This window comes from Saprospiraceae bacterium (assembly GCA_026129545.1).
GTDB lineage: Bacteria > Bacteroidota > Bacteroidia > Chitinophagales > Saprospiraceae > M3007.
In genome coordinates this window covers 72,687-93,501 of record JAHCHX010000001.1, presented here as the reverse complement: position 1 = coordinate 93,501, position 20,815 = coordinate 72,687, and the positions used below count along the sequence as shown (strand labels likewise).

Annotated in this window: 6 protein-coding genes; 1 reads left to right on the top strand and 5 read right to left on the bottom strand. The window is 53.6% G+C overall.

The annotated features are described in order from the left end of the window. Positions 1-110: 110 nt before the first annotated feature. The 5 genes from KIS77_00320 to KIS77_00300 form a co-directional block, all read right to left on the bottom strand. Positions 111-7,583 carry a right-handed parallel beta-helix repeat-containing protein gene (locus KIS77_00320; protein ID MCW5920763.1) on the bottom strand — a complete coding sequence of 2,491 codons (7,473 nt, stop codon included), beginning with the start codon at positions 7,581-7,583 and terminating at the stop codon, positions 111-113. A gap of 218 nt (positions 7,584-7,801) precedes the next feature. Further along, a complete protein-coding gene (locus tag KIS77_00315) occupies positions 7,802-11,878 on the bottom strand; it encodes a response regulator (protein ID MCW5920762.1) in 4,077 nt (1,358 codons plus the stop codon). 276 nt (positions 11,879-12,154) lie between these two features. Then, a complete protein-coding gene (locus KIS77_00310) occupies positions 12,155-17,632 on the bottom strand; it encodes a lamin tail domain-containing protein (GenBank protein ID MCW5920761.1) in 5,478 nt (1,825 codons plus the stop codon). Between the two features lie 338 nt (positions 17,633-17,970). After that, a complete protein-coding gene (locus KIS77_00305) occupies positions 17,971-19,200 on the bottom strand; it encodes a T9SS type A sorting domain-containing protein (protein MCW5920760.1) in 1,230 nt (409 codons plus the stop codon). Between the two features lie 235 nt (positions 19,201-19,435). Then, entirely contained in the window at positions 19,436-20,017 is a 582-nt protein-coding gene (locus tag KIS77_00300; protein MCW5920759.1) for a YceI family protein, read from the bottom strand. Between the two features lie 369 nt (positions 20,018-20,386). On the opposite strand from KIS77_00300, the gene rplS reads away from it, so the two are divergent. Then, positions 20,387-20,758 (top strand): 50S ribosomal protein L19, encoded by a 372-nt coding sequence (gene rplS / locus KIS77_00295; GenBank protein ID MCW5920758.1) that lies wholly within the window; start codon positions 20,387-20,389, stop codon positions 20,756-20,758. Positions 20,759-20,815 lie beyond the last annotated feature (57 nt).

The following is a 20,815-nucleotide window of genomic DNA, read 5'->3' as shown; positions in this document are numbered from 1 at the left end:
AGGGTTAAAGGTAAAAATTAGGCGGAAGTCGAGGAACTGAATAAAAAACGGCCTTCGGAAAACAGTGCTCCGAAGGCCGCGATTGCTGCAAAAACAGCGCTTGCCAGTATCTATTTTACCGCCACCATTTTCTTTGTCAAAATCCCGAACGGCGTCGCCAACTCATAATACAGCACACCCGATGCCCCTTCCAAATTGAAGATTTCTTCGTTCCGGCCCGCCGCGTACTGCCCTTTCCTTTCTGCCAACATTTTTCCCGACACATCGAACACCCGCAACTGTGCCTCGCAACTTTCCGGCAGCACAAAACCGAGCGTCGTGCGACCTGTGAACGGGTTGGGACGGTTTTGCAACAATTCGATTTGAGGTTGAGCAATCGGAGCATTGGCGCTCGTGGTGCCGGAGAAATTCAGTTTCACATTGTTGTCCGCCAACGCGCTGGTGTAAGCATGGCCTTCCAGCACCTCGTCGGCCAGTTGAAGCGCCTTGCTGAGTGTACCGCCTGTTCCCAACACATTGAATGTCAACTTGAAAATCGGGGCGGCCTCCTCCACATGCACGCCTTCCGCTTGCGACCACACGACACGGAGCTCCCCTTCGGAAATGTTGTAAGCGCCGAAGTTTTCCTCCGAAATGGGCAAGCCTGCGAGCGGCCTTATTTCTGCCAAAGCCAATTTTTGCACATCAAATTTCAACGCAAACTGCAAGGCCGCAAGGTCGGAGAACTGATTGGCGCTGAACGTGACCGCCACTTGTTCACCAAATTGCAGCACCCGGTCAGGTGCGTTGAGGACAAATCCAGACGGTTCAGGGTTGTTGAAATTCGCCGGATTGGTAAAAGGCGTGAGTACGTCGCCCGTTTTGATGCCGAAGAAGTTTTGTTCCGGTGCGTCGTTTTGCACATTGTTCAGCACAATGTTTTCCGGGAAGCCCCAGGGTGGGTTGCTCATTGTATGCGAGGTCGGCACAAAACGCCAAGAGGTTTTGAACTGCGACAGTGCCGAGGGATTGCCGAGCAGGGCCTGGTTGACGATTGTCGCGTCGAGTGTCGTGATTGAGTTGCTTTTGTTCACGTCGGCGGCCACGATTTTGTAAAGGTCAGTGAGGGGGTTGGAGTTGGCGACGTGCTGCTGGATGCGGGTAGCGTCGGCGGTGGTAACGCCGTTGAGTTTGTTGATGGTTTTGGTCGGGGTGATGGTCAGATTCGAGCCGGGTTCGACAGTAAAGGAGAATAGCCCGTCGGCAGTTGTGGTCATCGAGCCGCTTTCGTCGCCCGTGAGCGCGACCGTGGCGTTGCCCACACCGGAGGCATCGTCGTGCTCCCAGATGAGGGCACCGCTGATAACTTTGGCACATGTATTCACTGTCATCGTAATCGTGTTTGAACCGGCCGTATTGCCTGTCAGGCAACTGCCGCCGGTGACGGTGATTTCGCAAGTCGCTTGGTCGCCGTTGGCCAAAGCGGTCGTGCTGTAAGTGTTGGAAGCGCCGTTTTGTACGCTGCTGCCGTTGACTGTGAAATGATATGTCACCGTGCCGCCGCCCGTGTTGCCCGCCGAGGCAGAAAATTGCACCGGGGTGCCTGCGCAGATAGCGCCCGTGGGCGAAGCGGCGATGCTTACGGAGGGTATAGCGTTTGGCGTGGTTTCCACGGCGATGTTCTGGGTGGCGCTTTCACAGTTGTTGCTATCCTTGATTTTGACAGGATAAGTATTGGCCGATAGGCCGGTGAAGGTAGCGCCCGACTGGTAGTTCATCCCGTTATCTTTGGAGTACATATACGGGCCGGTGCCGCCGGTTTCGCCGGAGATAACGATTTGGCCGTCGTTGGAACCTGCGCAGGTGCTGGTAGGCGTGGCGGTGAATGTGATGGTGGGGCAAGAGGGGCCGGTGAACTCATAAGCGCCCATTTCATATCCCGCGCCGAAGGGGCGAGGGTTGCCGTCCAAGTCGGTAGCCGGAGCACCGGTAGCCGTGCCGGCATCTATGGCTGGCGAGCCTGCCGTGAGGTGCAGGTCGCCCGAAGTCCCAAGCCCAATAGGGGGCTGATTCACGAATAGCGGATTCGCATTCAGGTTGCCCGTGCCAGCATAACCGCCCTTGACAATGGAATAGGACACCACCGGGGCGGGGCCGAACCATAAGTAGATTTCGGTATTGTTGCCCCAAAGGATGCAATTGGTAAGGGAAAACGAACCACCGCCCTGCGAAATAGCGCCACCAAAATTCCCGCTATTGCCGGAAAAAGAACAGTTTTTTAGGGCAACTTGGTTGTCGTTGTGTATGCCGCCACCGTATGTAGCCGTGTTTCCGGAGAACAGGCAATTGATAAGGGTGACATTAGAGCCGCTGCGAAATGCGCCGCCGGAACTGGCCGTATTGGCTTGGAAAATACAATTTTCGATAGAGGCGTAAACGGAGTTTTGCGTACAAATCCCGCCGCCGATATTGGAGGCCGAATTATCAATGATGGTGCAATTTCTTATCTGGGGGTTCACCTGAGGATACATAGAGCTGGTGCCCATGAAAATGCCTCCGCCATTGCCAGAACCACCATCGGCATTGCCGCCTGTTATGGTAAAACCATCCAATACGGCATTGGTAAGGTTGTTTGTGGTCATTGGGTCTGCGTAGGTATAAACTACATGGTAGCTGTTGTCCGATTTATCGCCCTGAACACCGATATCGCCGCTGAGCACGGTTTCATTGAGTTTCCAGTCCCGTTCGGCAAGCGCGGTTTCCGTACCGTCGAAACCGCCGTAGATACCCCAGTTACTTCGCAAGCTAAACGATTTGCTCCGGTCGTTATCGGTAGTGGGCTTATATGTTCCCTGGGCCACCCAAATTTGATAAAGCCCCGGACGCGGGTCTGAAATAGCGCTTTGCAGATCGTTGTAAGCGTTTGCCCACGAAGACCCGTCGTTGGCGCCGGCGGCATTCAAATTGACGTAAATGATATTGCCCGCGCAAACTTCGTCTTCATCCGTTAGCCCGTCGCAGTCGTCGTCCGTGAGGTTGCACAGTTCTGTAGCGCCCGGATGGATGTTGCCGTCGGCATCATTGCAATCGCCGCCGTCAATCAGGCCTGTGTACACGTATCCGGCCCCCGGAGAAAGACACTGGGTAATACCATTACCCGTGTAATAGCCATCGCCATCTGCATCGAGGTACCAGGTTCTGGTCAAAAATCCTGTTTGGTTTTCATACGCCCCCGGGTCCACGGTGCCATCAACAATTCTGGAACTTCCCGTCAGGTCGGTGGCCGGCGCCCCCGTATTATCGCCTGCATTCAGGGCAGGCGAGCAGGTTTGAAGCTGGAGGCCGTCGTCCGATGTACCCCATATCCCGTCCGGGCCTACCGGGTTGTCGGGGTTGGTAAAAGCAGGGTTGGCACTCGCATTGTCGCTGCCGGGGCCGGCCCACCCCCCCTGCACCACGGAGTATGTAATGGTCGGTGTGGCGCTTCCGAAAAGCCCGCCGTTGTTCCAAAATATGCTGTTCTTAATCGTTGTTACCGGGTTGTTGCCATCAATGTACATTACGCTCGTACTCCTGTAAACGGCCGGTGTCTCCTGGGTGGTGTTGTTGAAAAAAGTGCAACTGGCAACGTTTACAGTGGATGAACGGTTGAACATGACGCCGCCATAAATATTTGAAATATTTCCCGAGAACAGGCAGTTGGTAAAATCAATCTCTGCATCCTCATTGTAAAATGCGCCTCCGGAACTAAAGGATGCATTGTTTGAAAACACGCTGTTCGTCACCGTGCCAGTGACGCCAATGTTGAGCATTCCCCCGGCGGGTGCTGCCGAATTGTTGACGAACGTGCAATTGGTCAAACTCAGGCTGTTCTGGAAGTTGAACATTCCGCCGCCGCCACTCGGGCCGTTGCAATAGTTATTTGAAAACAACACGTTCGTAAGTACCGGGTTGGCATCAGTAAAACTATACATACCGCCTCCACCGCCCTGGGAAAAATTACGGTCGAAAACAACATTGTTCAAAACAGGCGATGAGCCAGAACCATTGAACATCCCGCCGCCGCCGTCCACGGCCCGGTTCCCTTGAAAAATAATGTTGTTTACTGTCGGGGAAGCGGCGCTGTTAATCATGCCTCCGCCAAAATCATTATCGCTCAAATCAAAGGAACTGGCATTTCCGCCTTTGATGGTAAAGCCATCCAGCACGGAGGAATGGTCCACGGTGTTGCTTCGAACCACGTGAAAACTGTTCTCTCCGATGTTGGCGATGCCCACAGGACCTTCACCCGTGTCGTCTCCGTTCAGGTCGCCACTCAGGATAGTGACATTAGTTACCCAATTTCGCTGCGAAAGTTCTGTCTCTGTGCCATTGAAGCCACCATAGATGGCGACCCCGTTTTTCATCTGAAAGGAAACAGTGCGGTCACTGCCTGAAGTAGGCTTATAGGTTCCTGCCGCCACCCATATTTCAAGGTTGGAGGAGGTGCAAGGGTAGTTCAGGGCATCCTGCAGGTCGGAGAAAGCGGTTTCCCAGCTCAAACCATCCAAATTGCCAGCGCCTTCGAGGCTCGCATCTACATATAGTCTCGAAGCATTTTTCTCAGGACCGGCTATCCAATTGGAAGTTGTTCCATTCAATTCTAAGTTAATCAGCTGCCCATTGTAAAAACCCGGCTGTGCTATATTTTCCACACCCGACAATACATTGATATTATTGCCATTGGCTTCCCCGTGGTCAAATGCGTACCAGGCTACCAGCCCGCTTTGGGGCAAGGTTAGCCCGCAAAGGCCTGCCTGTATCTGCTCTTTGGTGCGGGCTACATTCCATATACGCACATTATCCAAGCTGCCGTTCATCAGTTGGTCGTTGCCGTAGAGGGCGCCGAGATAAGCGCCGGTATTGATTATCGGTAGCGGGTTGGCAGATGAATTCCGCTGCCCGACCAATTCCCCGTCTAAGTAAGATTTAAAACCATTTACGGTCGCCCTTTGCCAGGTCATGGCAATATGATGCCATTTGCCATCGGTGGCTGCCGCGCCTACCGGTACGCCGCTGCCCTGGGCCCATCCCCCGTCGTTCGAAAGGATATGCTCCCCGTAGTGTCCTGATACAATGTAATGTTCTCCATCGGGTTGCAGCCTTACCGCGCTTTGCAGTACGCTGCCTCTAAACCAATATTCAATTGTGATGGCATCGTCCCCGTTTACGATAGGGGCGCCCATTCCACAGTTATTGATAAGGGCCACATGGTCATTTGCCCCATCAAAATGGAGCGCGTTATCTGTGGTGGTGGGTGGAACGGGAACGCCATCTTGGGGTGTGGCTTGAAGTTCATAAGCCCCCATGTCCACCGTGCCGCTGTTGAAAATGCGCGGGTTGCCGTCCATATCAACGGTGAGGTCACCCGGAACGGAGGCGTTGATTCCAGCATTGACGGCCGGAGAACAGAGTTGGAGGCGAAGATTCGTGGGACTAACAAAAAGCGGGTCCGCATCCAAGTTGCCCGTTCCCGGATAACCGCCTTGTACGATGGAGTGGTTGATGCTGGCTGGCCAGTTTCCGGGGTCGTTATATATCCCGGAACTATTGCCCCAAAAGATGCAATTGTCAATGCGGCTGATTCCGTTGAGCAAGATGTTTGCCAAGGTGCCGTCGTCTGCCTTATTTCCGGAGAAGGAGCAGTTAAACATTTCAAGGTACACGAAATTCGGGACGTAAATACCGCTCCCGATACTGGCTTGATTGTTTCGGAAAATGCAATTGGCGATGACAGGAGAGCCCCCGAGCAAGGCGATTGCCCCGCCCTGAGAAGCGCTGTTCGCAAAAAAGGTGCAATTAAAAATCCTGGTTTCGGAAGAAGATATTTGCAGCCCGCCGCCTTGTCCGCCATTGCCCCCGCTTATGGCAAACCCATCCAAACGGTTGGCATGACATACGGCTACCTGATAGGCATTTTCATTGTTGCCGCTGATGCTCAGGCTGGCGCCGCTCCCGGTTATAAGGTCGTTGTCGTTAAAATCGCCGCTCAGGATGGTCGGGTTGCCGGGGATATCCCGTTCATCGGGATCGTTTTCGGTACCTGCGAACCCCCCATACAGTTTAATTCCGGCCCTAAGGGTAAAGGTTTTGGTTCGGGGGTCGGCCGGGTTTTGATTGCCGCTCTGATCCCGGGTTGGTTTGTAGGTGCCCGCGGCCACCCAGATTTCGGTCTGCCCGCAGTATATGGGGAGGTTGTCGATAGCGGCCTGCAAGTCACCGGCTGCATTGGCCCAGGAAGAGCCGTCGCCGGTTCCGCTGGCAGCAGGTTTCACATAGAAAACCTGCCCCTGTTCGTTCGGGCAAGAGTTTTCGTAGGCGCCTGCGTCAAACACGCCGGTACGGGCATATCCGGTAATATCTAATGGAGGGTCGGTAATGGCCGGGTCGCCGGCATTGATGGCCGGGCTGTTGTACTGAATCCAAAGACCGTCGTCGTCGGTGCGGTGGATGCCGTCGGGTCCGGCGGGGTTGTTGGCATTTTTAAAAAGGGGGTCTTGCCCAAATATCACTCCCGGCCCCGATAAACAACACTGATTTTGTATAACCGAATACGATGCGGTCATAGAGGCATTAAATCCTGTCACCATAGCGCCGTACCCGCCTCCAATCCAGTTATTCCAAATAATACTGTTGACAAGGGAAAGGCTTGCATAATTGTCGGAATACAAAACGGCTATGAGCGAGGTATGATTACTGGCAAAAGTACAATGGGTAAAAGTCGCCGAGCCATAGTTATCAATATCAGCCGCACTACCAAAAACTGCTTTATTACCATAGAACACGCAATTTTTAATGGCTGCCGTACAATTATTTCCATAAAAGCCGCCACCGGTATGCGCGTTATTATTCAAAACGGTGCAATTGTCGAGTTGGGGCGAGCCCAAATAGAAATAGAGTGCGCCGCCAAGACCGCCACCCGGCGCTCCGTCGGCGTTATTCCCGGTAAAAGTGCAGTTTCGGATGGAAAGTGAAGCGCCAAAAGCCACCAAACCAGCGCCGATGTATCGTTGATAGTATTGACCTTCAGCGGTGAATCCACCTTCCCCGTTGGCGTTGCCGCCTGTAATGGTAAAGCCGTCGAGCAGGGTGGTGTTGTCATCCGAAACGGAGACTACGACATGGTAGGCATTTTCGCCGTTGTTGGAAAAAGAGAGCGAGCCGCCGCTGCCACTGACGGCATCATCCCCGTTGAAATCGCCGCTCAGGATAGTTGGATTAGCGCCAATGTTGCGCTCGCCCAGGGTGTTTTCCGTGCCGGCAAAACCGCCGAAAACCTTGACCCCGTTTTTAAGGTAAAAAGATTTGTCGCGCGGGTCGGCCGGGTTGGCATTGCCCGACGGGTCTTGGGCAGGTTTGTAAACGCCTGCCGCCACCCACACCATATCGCCCGCGGCCGATGCGTTGATCATGGCTTGCAAGTTGGCGGAAGCGTTCGCCCAAGAGGAACCGTCGCCGGTGCCGCTGGCGGTTGGTTTTACATAACGCGTGGCGGCTTGAAGGGAGTTGGATACAGCGGCAAGGCATAAAGCCAGCAGCACCGGGAAAAAGATATGTTGTTTCATCGTGAAAAAAATTTGACCTGAGTGTTGGAAGGAATGGCGGCTCAAACATTGCCGCGATGTGTACAGGTCAAAGGTGCCGGTCAGGCATGTCAAAGGTTTCCCATTGTCCATTCAAAGAGGTGGAGCCAGCATTCCGGCAGGTGGATTTTCCATTCCATAAGGTGGATTCTCCATTCAGACTGAAATGGCACTTTTCTAAGTCTTTGAAAAACAGAAATTTAAATCTTGCTCGGCGGAACGCCGAACGCCTCCGCAAAAACCCGGCTGAAATACTTCGGGTCGTCGAATCCCACCGCAAACGCCACCTCGCTGACGTTTTTTTCCCCAGCCAACAGCAAGGTTTTTGCCTGAGCAAGCCGGACGGCACGGATGAAGAGCGTGGCGTTTTTCCCGGTCAGGGCTGTTAGTTTGCGGTGCAGCTGCGGCTGGCTCATGGCGAGCACGCGGCAAAGGGCATCCACGGAGAAGGCCGGGTCGGAGAGGTGTTCTAAAACGGCGTTGTACACTTTTTGAATGAAGGCATCTTCGGGGTCGGCTGGATGGGAAGTCGCCAACGGCTGCCCGGGCTGTGTTTGGTATTTGGCCTGCAATTTTTTGCGCACTTCGAGCAGGTTGCCCAGCGTGACGAGCAGTTCTTCCTGGTGAAAGGGTTTGGACAAATAAGCATCCGCACCCCGCCGCAGACCGGCGACGCGATTTTCCACGCCCGCCTTGGCCGTGAGCAGTACGATAGGGATATGGCTGGTGCGTTCATCGTTTTTCAGGGTTTCACAAACCTCGAAACCATCTTTTTCGGGCATCATCACATCGCTGATGATGAGGTCAGGGATGGTTTCCAGCGCCATTTCAATCCCAGCCCGGCCGTTGTAGGCAAAGTTGAGCGCATATTGTTCCTGCAAACAGGCGACGAGGTATTCCACCACATCCGGGTTATCTTCGATGAGGAGCAATTGGTTTTTAGTTGTCACGCCAAGTCGTGATGGCGCGTTCGCGCTCATTGGTTGCTTGTCAGGTGGCTGGTTTACTAAACTTTGAAAGTTTGGTAAACCTTGATTTTGATTTTGATTTGCTTTATTGGTAATGGGCAGTGTCACGGTGAACGTCGTGCCTTTGCCTACTTCGCTTTTTACCGAGATTTCGCCGCCCAAGGCTTTGACGAGTTCTTTGGTGAGCGCCAGACCAATTCCCGTGCCGCCTGCTTTGGCTTTTTCCAAATTATTGGCTTGGTAAAACCGGTCGAAAATAAGGGGCAATTCTTCGGATGAAATACCTGCACCGGTGTCGGAAACTGTTATTTTTAACGTCGGAAGGGTTTCCAACCCTTCCGACGTTACGGCCTGTAAAACCACCTGGCCGCCGGAAGGTGTGAATTTGATGGCGTTCGAGAGCAGGTTGTGCACAATTTGCAGGAGCCGCTCCGGGTCGTAGTCCATCATAATCTGGCCCTGTGCCCCCGGGATTTCCATGCGCAACATCACATTTTGCGCGTTGGCAAAGGAGTGCAGACTTTCTATGATGTAGCGCAGATAAGCCGACACGTCGCCATGTACATAATTGATTTTCAGCGAACTCGATTCCAATTTTGCTAAATCCAGAATCTGATTGATGAGCCGCAGCAGGTTCACGCCGTTGCGTTTTATCAACCCGAGTTTATTGCGTTTGGGCTCGTCCGGCTCTTCTTTTAGCCACTGTTCGCTGATGCCGAGAATTACTGTCAATGGTGTGCGGAACTCGTGGGTGATATTGGTAAAAAAACGGGTTTTGAAATCGTCTAATTCACGCAGGCGGTGGGTTTCCTGATGTTCAAGGCGCCGACGAAGTTGGTAGCGGTAGAACAGCCCGACGAAGGCGGCAACGGCAGTCAGGTAGAACAATAGTGCCCACCAGCTGGCCCACCAGGGCGGCTGGATGACGAACCGGAATTCGTCTGGAGCCTGACTCCACAGGCCGTCGTTGTTGCTGCCCAACACCCGGAATGTGTAATCGCCCGGTTGCAGGTTGGCGAATTGAACGGAATTTTTTATGCCCAGGTACTGCCAAGGCTTTTCTGTATCGGCCCGGAACGTATTGTGGCGAACCAACTGGTAGCGGTAACGATTTTGACCGGGGTTGCTAAATTCAAGCGCCGCAAATTCAAAACTGATAAAATTTTGATTGTGTGCCAGTTTTAGCACGTTCTGGCTGGCAGCGTCCAACGGGATATTATCAACCGTCACGCGCACAATGCGAGTTTGTGGGACAAATTCGTTGAACCGTAGGCTATCGGGGTGAAAGCACGTAAGCCCGTTGACGCCGCCGAATATCAGCGTGCCGTCTTTAGTCTTCAGGTAGCTCGACTGGTTGAACTCGTTGTCTTGAAGGCCGTCGGCTACGGTGAAATTTTTCACTGTCTCGTCCCGCACATGAAAACGGCACAAGCCCTTGTTGGTGCTCAGCCAGAGATAGTCTCCGGCGTAGAGAATTCCATACACGACATTGTCGGGAAGTCCTTGCTCTGTTTTGAAGTGTCGAAACGTGCCGTTTTGTTTATCTAAGCGGTTCAGCCCCCCACCTTTTGTACCGACCCAGAGGTAACGCGCTGGGTCGAGGGGGTCTGCCACCACGCAAAATACCGTGTTGTTGGATAAGGAGGTCCGGTCGTCGGGGTTGTTTTTGAAATGGGCAAACTGATATCCGTTGTTCCCGGGAGTAGCTTTGACCAATCCTTCGAATGCAAAAATCCACAGGTCGCCGGTCGGGTCTTCATACAGCAATTGAGAGTAGGTGTAAGAGGGAATCAGGGGCTGAGGTTTGTCAAAAGAGATAAGCGTGCTTTTTTCGGTTGCCGGGTCGAATTGCAGGAGACCTTCCTCGCTCACGCTTACCAGTTTTTTATTTCTGTCCAACACCAGTCCCATTCCTCCCCACGGGAAATGCCGCAATGCCCCGGTATTAGCGGCGACGCGATAGAGGCGGTTTTGTCCGGTATTCACCCAACCATTGCCCCCCCAGCCATTGCCCTCCGTATCGAAGACCGTAATCAATACCGGGACGCCATCGGCCTGAAAGAACCAAGGATTCGATATGCTTCGCCCGAATTGTTTGTCGGTGAACAACCGTTCGCAATTCATCGTGGTAAACAGATTGCCTTGCGGGTCTTCCAACACGCGACGTTGGGAATAGTAGGGCAGGTAACTGGAAAATTTAGGTTTCTGGGGGTTGATTTTAATTACTCCATAACCGCTTGTACCCACCCATGCGATTCCGGAACGGTCAACGGTAAAGGAGGGGACATAAAAGTCGGGTGTCAGAATGACCGGGTCGGTCCAGGCCCATTCGAATGCAGGCTTCCCGCCGCTTTTCAAAGCCTCTGGTCGCCATTTGCGCAGCGTGTGTTCCTGTAATGTCCACACATTGCCCTGATAGTCGAACTGGGATTTGTCTACCCGCATGAACCGGGCGTTTATCGGTGTCACCGACCGGCCATCCCAAGTGCACAGGTCGAATTTAGACCGGGTATGATAAAGGTCTGCTGGTTTGGCGGGTATAAGGAGCCGGCTGGAAGGCTCTAGTACCTTCAAATAGATGCTTCCGGCTTCATCTTCCCCTGCAATAATTATGGACTGTCCGGGCAATGCCAACGGCAACAGCGTTTGAGTAGCGGTATCTAGCCGGTAAAGCCCGTGCGTAGTCCCGACGAGGAGTTGATAGTGTTTACTGTAAAAAACGCTGATGGGTTTCACTGTGCCATTCAAACCATCGGGTTGCGGCATAGGCAAGGTCATGTATGGCAACCGGGGATAGGCATTGCCCGTTTTTGCCGCCGTATTTAGCAAATTTTCCGGTGCCTCTATGCGCCAGAGTTTGACCCTGTCTGTCATCCATACGGCACCATCGGGGGTACTGGCAAACGTAAGCGGGCTTCCTGCATTCGCAGAGCCGGCATAAATCGGCAGATGTTCGGATGACAAATGGAAAAAATGACCGCTGGCAGGGACGAATATATCTAATCCTTGAGGGTAGTTTATCCAAATCCGGCCTTGTTTATCCTCAAAAAGTTGCCGGACTTCGTTATTGGAAATTGAAAACCGGTCGAAAGGGTCGTGGGCGAAAATTTTGAAATTGTAACCGTCATACCGATTTAGCCCGTCTTTGGTGGCGAGCCACAGAAAGCCGTCGTGCCCTTGGAGGATGTCGAACACCATGCCCTGCGACAGCCCTTTCGCGGTGGAAAGTACCTCGAAGTCATTGGCCGTCGTCTGCGGGAAAAGGCGATACGGGCTTAGGATTAACAGCAATACAACCACTCGGTACATATTAATTGCAGGCGAGTTTTCAAAACAGTCCGAAAATTACTGTGTCCAAAGCGGACACCCACAGAAAAAAGCAAAGTTCCCTTTTAATAAGGAAGGCACGACCTTGCCTCAGTCGTGCCTTCCAAAGATAAAAAAACACTTGAATAAGTACTGAGACAAAATTATTCAAGCATTTCACACGACGACACAACGGCACAAAGAATTGGTTATCAGAAAAATAAAATCGTAGTGTCGCAGTGTCGTTGTGTGAAATAAATCTGTACGGGTACTTAACATTTACTTCGTCGCCACCATTTTCTTTGTCAAAATCCCGAACGGCGTCACCAATTCGTACCACAACACCCCTGACGCGCCTTCCAAATCAAACGTTTCCTCGTTCCGGCCCGCTGGGTATTGGGCTTTTCTTTCTGCCAACATTTTTCCCGAAACATCAATAATCCGCAACTGCGCCTCGCAACTTTCCGGCAACACAAAACCAATCGCAGTTCCCCCACTGAACGGGTTGGGGCGGTTTTGCAGCAACCGCACACCGCTCGCCGCTGACGGGTCGCCCGTGCCGGTGGATGCCAAGAAATTCAGTTTCACGCCCGATTCTGCCAATTCGCTGTTGTAGGCAAAACCCGGCAAAGCCTCGTCGTCCAAGTACAGCGATTCGCTCAATTTGCCGCCGCCTTCCAACACTTTGAATTTGAGTTGAAACACAGGGGCGGCTTCTTCCAAAATTACGCCTTCCGCCTGCGACCACACGGCGCGGATTTCTCCTTCAGCAAGATCGTAAGTACCGAAGTTGTCCATTGTTAGCGGCAAGGCTGCGAGCGGTTGAATATCCGTCAACATCAATTTTTCGACATCAAAACGAAGGGCAAATTGGAACGAGGCCAAATCGTCCAACTGGTTGGCGCTGAACGCCGCCACGACTTCCGCGTTGGGTTGCAAAACTTGCTCTCGCACATTCAACACAAATGGGTTGCCTGCCCCAAAGTTGGCTGGGTTGGCAAAAGTAGTTGCCAAATCGCCCAATTTGATGCCTTTAAAATCCTGACCGCTCACGTCGCCACTCACGCCGGTTAGCGTGATTTTTTCTGGGAAACCCCACGGTACGTTCGGGTTCGGGAACGTGTAGGCCGCCGGCACAAAACGCCACGAGGTGTTGAACTGAGCGTTTGCCGCCGGGTTGCCGAGCAGCACTTGGTTGATAAGCGTGGCATCGAGCGTAGTGATGGAATTGCTCTTGTTCACATCGGCGGCAATACGCTTGAACGGGCCGGGCAGCGGATTCACATTTGTCACGTGTTGCTGCACACGAGTAGCATCAGCGGTCGTCAGACCATTGAGTTTGTTGATGTTTTTGGTAGGCGTGACGGTGAAGTCCGAGCCGGAAGTGACGGTGAGCGAATAGGCTCCGCTCAAGGGCGTGGTGGTGGAACCTGTCTGGTCGCCCGTGAGCGCCACGTTGACATCTTTGACACCGCTCGCGTCGTCGTGTTCCCAGATGACGGTGCCGCTGATGGTGTAGGAGCAAGGCCCCAACCCAACAGTTACCTCAACAGCATCACTTTCGCAGAGGAAATCATCCTTCACCCGTACCTGATAGGTATTGGCGGGCAAATCGGCAAAGGTTGCGGTATTGAAATAATTTTCGCCGTTGTCAATCGAATACAGGAAAGGCCCGGTGCCACCCGTGACGTTGCTGATGGTGATTTGGCCGTCCATAGCGCCCGCACAGGATTCCTCTATCGGTGTTGCATCGAAGGCTAAATCGCACATCGAGCAAGATGCCGAACCCTCCGGGCTGTAAAAGCCGCTCCCGCAAGACGCGCATTCAGTTGCGCCAGAAGAAGCACTGTAAGTGTTGATTGCACAAGCCGTGCAAACGGTTGAGCCTGTTGTGTTGCTAAACGAACCCGCCGCGCAAGCCAGACAGGATGTTTGTCCGATTTGGTTTTGGTAGGAACCCGCAGCACAAGCCAGACAACTCGTCTGACCCGACTGGTCTTGGTAAAAACCCGCCGCGCAGTTCTGACATTCCGTCGAACCCACCACGTCGCTGAACTTGCCCGGTGGGCAGGCCGCGCAACTCGTCTGACCCGACTGGTCTTGGTAAAAACCCGCCGCACAGTTCTGACATTCCGTCGAACCCACCACATTGCTGAACTTGCCCGGAGGACATGGAATTGAACTGATACCATCGGGACAATAACTGCCAGGCGGGCATGGCTGGCATCCGATGATGACGGTTTGGCTATTGCGCTCCTCCGTGACGGGGTAATAGCCGGGTTCGCAATTGCAGGTAACCGTGTTGAAATTGGAAATGCCATTCACCGCCAGTGGACAGTCGTCGCAAGCATCGCCTATGCCGTCTATGTCGGTATCAATTTGGGTAGTGTTGGCGATTTCGGGGCAATTGTCGCAAGCATCGGGGCGACCGTCGCCGTCGGTGTCGGTGTTGGCGATATTAGCTGTGCCCGGAGAGAGGCAGGTGAGCACAAAATCAGCGTTGTTCTGGTCGGTATCGTTGCCGTCGGGGATGCGCGAGAGACCGAGGTTTTGGGCGGGAGAGGTGCCGTCGTCGTTCAACCCTGCACCGGAGCCTTCCACTGCGCCCGGCACCGAGCCTTCGTAGCTGAGCGCATCCACTGTGATGATATTGTTCAGAACCAATCTGATGGCATCTGGCGCGCCGTTTTGGATTCTGTCGGAACCAGCGCCGTCGAAGTTGAAATTACAGTTGGGCACCCCAGAGCCATTCCCGCAAATGACGTAATAACCGCCTGCCGCGAGGTTGAAGTTGGGCAAATCAACGGTGCGATACACCGTGTTTGTCCCGCCGTCCACCAGCTCCAATTTGTAATTGTCCAAGTTCACCGTCGCGGCGCTCACGTTTTTCAGTTCGATAAATTCCTGCGTATCGGTGCCGGGTTGGTCGTAGTCCACCTCGTTGATGACCAAAGTGGCAGGGTAGCACACACCGAGGCTGTTGAAAAAAGCGTCGCGCTCGCCGAAGTTGCCCGCGTTGGCATTGAAAATCCTTACTTGTGAAATGGCTTGGCCGCCCGCTGGGTTTTTCAAACTGCCAGAAAATGTGGAAGAAGAACCACCCAACGGCGTGACGACCAACTGGTAAGTCGTCGCCGTTTGCAAGGTGAATTGCAAGGAAAGCCCTTCGTCGGTGAAGCCGATGCTGGTGCCATGCTCTCCGGTGAGGTCGTTGGTTTTGTAGTCTGGTTCGCCGTTGCGGAAATAAAACTCAAGTAGGTTTTCGCCGCTGGCATTTCGCAAGCCAAAGCCCACCGAGCCGCCTGCTTCTATGAAGCCGTTGTCCATGTTTATGGAAAAAACCGCGCCGGGCGGAAGGACTGCCGCAAATGGGCGCACCGCGTTGGCGACACCGCCAGAGTTGGCAAACATCCCCCAAGCCTCGCCGCCCGTGTTGATGTCACCGTCGGCATTGCCGTCGCCATTGCCGTTGTTGGCCGAGTTTCCGATAAAATGGCCTGCCGTTCCGGTGGTGCTTAGCGCCCAGGCGCCAAAGCCGTTGCCGCCGTTCGAGCCGTTGGTCCAGCCGCTGTTGTATGCCTCGGCATCGGCTTGGTCGTTGGCACAAAATGGCTGGTTCACGGCAGCATGCGTGTTGAAAGCAACGATGCGAGAAATGCCCTCGCAGTCAAATGTGCCTGTCGCGGTCGTGGTCAGCGGGAACGTGGAAAAATTGCCGTTTCGATTGGGAGAATTGGGGCGCTCAGGGGAGAAATTGAAATTCGTGGCGTTCGCCGCATATTGCACGGTGCCTATTTCAACTTCCGAACTGGCGCTCGCGTCCCACACGAACACCCGGAAATTTTCATCATCTGCCAACCCATTTGAAGAAGGCGCTCCCAGCACTTCGATAATCATATCCTTCACGCCGTCCCACCGAAATCCTTGCCCAATGCGTCCGATGCCGACCACTTGACCGGCAGCGTTTTTCACCGCTATTTCGTCGCCGACGGCAATGGGGGCGCCGTTGACAATCAGGTTGGCAGCGTCGGCCACGCACACGGCGATAAAGTGTGGGCAACCGCCCGGCGTGGCATCCATGTTGAAATGGCTGGCTGCCGTTGCGGGCGATGTTGGGTACAAACCCGTGACCGACCACCAAGCGTAATCACGCGGGCCTGCTTCGATGAGCGCCCGCGAATCGCCGAACGCTTGCGTGGTTTTGAACAGTAATCCGTCGGAATAGTCTTTCAAATACTTGTTCGTGAACGGCGTGTTGACATACACCGCGTTTTTCTTCGTCGGGTGGTCGTTCAGGCCCAACACGAGGCCGTCGCTGGTGCCGCCCGTAAGGCCGTTGCGGCGCATGGCGAACATATTGCCGCCCTGATTGTCGCCGTCGTAGGGCGGGTCGGTGGGCCAAAAACCAGCCATGTTTTGAATGTGGTCAGAGGTGCCTTTGGCAAAGGTGTTGCGCAGCGCCATTTGCCACTTGATGTCGTCGTCGAGGCCAAACCAGTGCCAATCTTTCCAAAACACCACCGGGCGGCCTTCGGCAGCCATGAGCAGGGGATAGCCCATATCTTCTTTGTCCGCTATGATGGGGTCGTGGTCATGTTCCGTATAGAACTCCAGACAGGCGCTGCCGAAGGGAATGGGGCAGCCTTCGCTAGCGCCGATGTAGCCAGTGCGGTCGGTGTCGTGGCTTTCGAGCCAAGTGGACACGTCGTCGCCGTTCATGCTGGTGGCCCACACGAGGCCCGCGTTGCCGAGGGTGTTGTACAGATCCGTCGTGCCGGAGGTGTTGTTCAGCACCGACTTCAGCGCGGCACGCAGGGGGAAGTCGAAGAGAGACATTTTGGCGGATTTGGAGCCGCTGTTGGGGCTGGTTTCCACATCATTGTGGTAGTTGACCAAGTTGCTCAACCCATACTCGAAGGACTCGCCGATGGCGTAGGGCTGTGCCCCGTTTTTTGATTCCACCAAAAATTTGGCGATGTACCACGGGTCAACGTGTTTCACCGCGTCGAGGCGGAGTTCGTCGAAGCCCACATCGTTCACGAGCCAGCGTCCCCACATGATGAGCGAGTCGCCCATGGAGCCGACGATGATTGGATTGCCGAAAAACCACGAGCCAGGCGAGCCGTCTGCGTTGGTAGGCGGGTCGGTGTCGTTTTCGTTGAAATGACAGATATCCTCAAAGAAAATGCGGTTGTGGTAATCGGGGTTGAGGTCGGGGTGTTGGTTGGTGGGGTGCACGGCTTCCGGGCCACTGGGTATGCGGTTGCTCGGCGGAGTGAACACGTTGTAGCCGCTACCAAAACCGTCCACTTGATAGGGAGCGATGGCATCGGCACCGCCCCGGTGGTTGAGCACCACGTCGGCCATGACCTTGATGTTGTTGGCGTGCATGGCCGCTATCATGGCATCTAGGTCGGCCCGGCTGCCGTGGCGGGTGCGGGTGGTGCCTTTGCTGAGAAAGCTGCCGAGGTCGAAGTAGTCGTAAGTGCCGTAGCCCATGTCCCACACGCCCGCGAAACTTTTGGTCGGCGGCGGTGTCCACACGGTGCTGAAGCCGGCGGCGGCGAGTTGGGGCGCTACGGTGGTCAGCGTGTCCCACCAGATACCTCCGGTGGTGGTATTGGTCACGTCGCCGGGGTGGGTATTCCAGTAGAAGCCCTGCATGATGACATCCTGCGCATGGGTGCGCGAAGGCAGGCAGAGGAGCGAGGAGAGAAGAATTCCTGTGAAAAGAAGTCGAGTAACCGAAGGTTTCATACACCTGTTTTTTGTTTTGAAAATAAAGATATTGCAAAACCCGAGCAGCGTTGGGCTTGGCTAAAGCCTTGCTTGCGACACAGCCTTTGCCGTGTCAGCATCTGAATCGGAAATGGAACAGGGAAAAAGGCGGGATTAAAAGCTTTGGCGAGACCCGCCTACGTCAAAGTGTGGCGGATAATATGGTAAGGACGCGCCAAAGGTAAAGCAAAAAAAATGGGGCAACCATACGGTTGCCCCATCAAAAATTTTTTGAGAACGATTGTTTGCGAGCATTTTGCCGCTGCCCTTCTTCTTTTTGGCACGCAGCGCGAATCATCGGCGGAACCACCCCAACTTCAACGAGCCGTCGCTTTCACTACTTTTCGGGTGATCACTTTTTCGCCCGTTTTGCACTGAACGAAATAGATGCCTGCCGGAAGATTGGGCAGCTCGAGCCGATATAAGCCAGCGTGGAGATTTTTCTGTGGAAGCACTACCGCCACGATTCTGCCCGTTTCGTCGGTCATTTCGACGGCCAGCGTAGCGGATGCTTTAAGTTCCACATCCAGCGTGGCTTTTTCGTAATAGGGGTTCGGGTATATTTTCACATCGAACGCATCCATTTTGGGGCCACTGCCCGCTTGCAGCACTTCCTGGCTGCGTTTCACGGCGCGATTGGGCAGGAGGTCGCCTTTCGATGCCAATGGATGTTGTTCTTGAGCAGTCTTGGATTGGGTGGCCCAACGAAGCGTATTGGAAAGAATGCGGGTAGGCTCGGGCTGGTCATAGTAGTATTCCATGCCAAGATAGACGACTTTGCCCGCACCGAGTGTCTTGTAACCAATGACCGGAAAATTGCGCAATTCCGACGGAACGACTTCATCCGTTTCAGACCAGCAACGCATGGGGGCGCTCTCTTCGTCGTAGCCCAACACGTCCACCAGTGTAGTGAAATCGGGGTCGGTGATATCAAGCGGGTATGCGTAGTCGCTTAGTGTGAATTGTCCTTTTGTGCCTTCCAGTATAGGGTGCGCTGTGATGATTTCATGTATCACGGGGTCTTGGCAGAAATAACCAAAATTCACGTCGAGCAGACCAAATTGCTGCAACACGCGGTAATCGTCGGTGCCTGTGAAGACCACTACCCCACCCTGCCGCACATATTGCTCCAATTGCTTGCCATACGTTTTGTTCATGTCCGACTTGCCGCCGGAAGGGTAAGCCACTACCACCGCATCGTGGGTGGCTAAGGCCAAGTTGAGGTCGTAGATGGTGCCTTCCCAAAATTCCGACACCGTGCAGGAAGGCATTTGTGCCTGCACGAGACGACGCATTTTAACGGCGTAGGCGCTGTCGTAGGTGCTGTAGTCGAGCAGTAGAACGCGCAGCACCGTGTGGGTGTCGGCTGCGGGCAAGTTGTGTGGTGCGTGTAAATGAAGCGTAATCAACCCACTGGAAAGTTGGGCGAGAGCGGCCGCGTCATTTGCCATGAATGGCTGGTTGTTGCACTTCGGGTTTTCCGCCCGGAAAGCCGTCAGGCTCATTAGGCCAGACGCCAGCGCGAAAAGAGTGAGCACTCGAAGCATGAGGGTGTAAATGTTTGGACTATGTGCAGAAATCAATTTTGCCGGAAAACGCCGCAAACGGTTGTTATCGTACAAGTGTGGCGGTTTTTGTGATTTTCGGCATTACAGAGGGGGCAAAGGTAATGCCAGAACATGGACAAAACAAACTGCCCGGAGGTTGCGTACCATCCGGGCAGTCAAAAAGGGGGAAGGGGATTAGAAGTTGTTAGGGGTTACAAGGGGCTGCTGAAATTCATTACTTCTTTGCCACGAGCGACACTTGGAGGTCGAATTCGTCGTAAATCGTCTTGTCGCCCAAGTTGTCGAAGAACGAGCCGGAACCAAATTTCACATCGAAGTCCGAGCGGTCCACCGTGATTTTGCCGGAAGCGTTGATGGTGTTATTGCTCTCGCTCACTGCGGCTTGGAATTTCAATTCTTTTGTTTTTTCCTTGATGGTGAGGTTGCCTACGATTTTGTAGTTGCCTTTTGTGTCTTGCGGAATGGCCTTTGTGATTACAAATTTGGCAACCGGGTGTTTCTCCACGCCAAAGAAGTCGTCACTTTTCAGGTGGCCGACGAGTTTGCCAGCGTATTCGCCTTCGAGGTCGGTGCAGGTGATGGAGTTCATGTCAATCTCGAAAGAGCCGCCGGTGAGTTGGCCATTGTCCCATGTCAGGTTGCCATTTTTTAACTTCACGGTGCCAGTGTGTTTGCCTGTCACTTTGTAGCCCGTCCACACGACGACGCTGGATTTTACATCCACATTGTAGGCGACGGGAGCGTGCGCTGCCATTGCGAGCACAGCCAGAAGAGGAAGAAAAAGCAGTTTTTTCATGTTTTTTTCAAAATTTTAGAACGATGATGAGATGGATATGCGGATGTTTCTTGAACATAAGCGGGATGTGTGTTCAAAAAACAGGTGTTTTAACATCTAATCGGAGGGTTTGTTTTGCGCGGCCCGTCATTTTTTTTCTGAACAAAATCCAAAGGGCGCGCAAAGGACACCTTATTGCCCCAAACGGCATTTGTTGGGTAGATAAAACCGGGGATTGAGGCGATAAATCCGGGTCGGCACACAGATGCCACCATACAAGAATTGGCTTCGCCTTGATTTTTGGGAAAATTTCAAAACATAATTTTTTTTTCCGAGGCGGCTATTTACCTTTGCGCCTCTTTAATTTTGACGCTCATAAATACTCGAACAATGAAGGAGTTGGAAGCCATAAAATTCGTACACGAGCAGCTGCTGACGAAGCCTCAATTCCCCGATTTCAAAACAGGGGACACCATTACCGTCACCTATAAAATCACGGAAGGCGACAAGACTCGTGAGCAAGACTATCGCGGTGATGTGATTCAAATCAAAGGACACGGCCTCACAAAATCGTTCACCGTGCGCAAGATGTCGCATGGCGTGGGCGTGGAGCGTATCTTTTCGTTCTCCAATCCGAACATCGCCCGCATCACGGTGCAAAAACGGGGCAAGGTGCGCCGCGCACGGCTCTACTATCTGCGTGGCTTGGTGGGCAAAAAAGCCCGCATCAAAGAGCTTAAGATGGCTTCGAGCGCCAATTGACGCAGTAGCGTTTGTTGGTGTCCTTTCTATACGAAACAGGCTGTCCGAGCATCGGAC

What these genes read in the sequence shown, in the direction of transcription:
- KIS77_00315 (MCW5920762.1), bottom strand. Translation starts at nt 11,878, where the DNA reads ATGTACCGAGTGGTTGTATTGCTGTTAATCCTAAGCCCGTATCGCCTT.
- rplS (MCW5920758.1), top strand. Translation starts at nt 20,387, where the DNA reads ATGAAGGAGTTGGAAGCCATAAAATTCGTACACGAGCAGCTGCTGACG.
- KIS77_00310 (MCW5920761.1), bottom strand. Translation starts at nt 17,632, where the DNA reads ATGAAACCTTCGGTTACTCGACTTCTTTTCACAGGAATTCTTCTCTCC.
- KIS77_00320 (MCW5920763.1), bottom strand. Translation starts at nt 7,583, where the DNA reads ATGAAACAACATATCTTTTTCCCGGTGCTGCTGGCTTTATGCCTTGCC.
- KIS77_00305 (MCW5920760.1), bottom strand. Translation starts at nt 19,200, where the DNA reads ATGCTTCGAGTGCTCACTCTTTTCGCGCTGGCGTCTGGCCTAATGAGC.
- KIS77_00300 (MCW5920759.1), bottom strand. Translation starts at nt 20,017, where the DNA reads ATGAAAAAACTGCTTTTTCTTCCTCTTCTGGCTGTGCTCGCAATGGCA.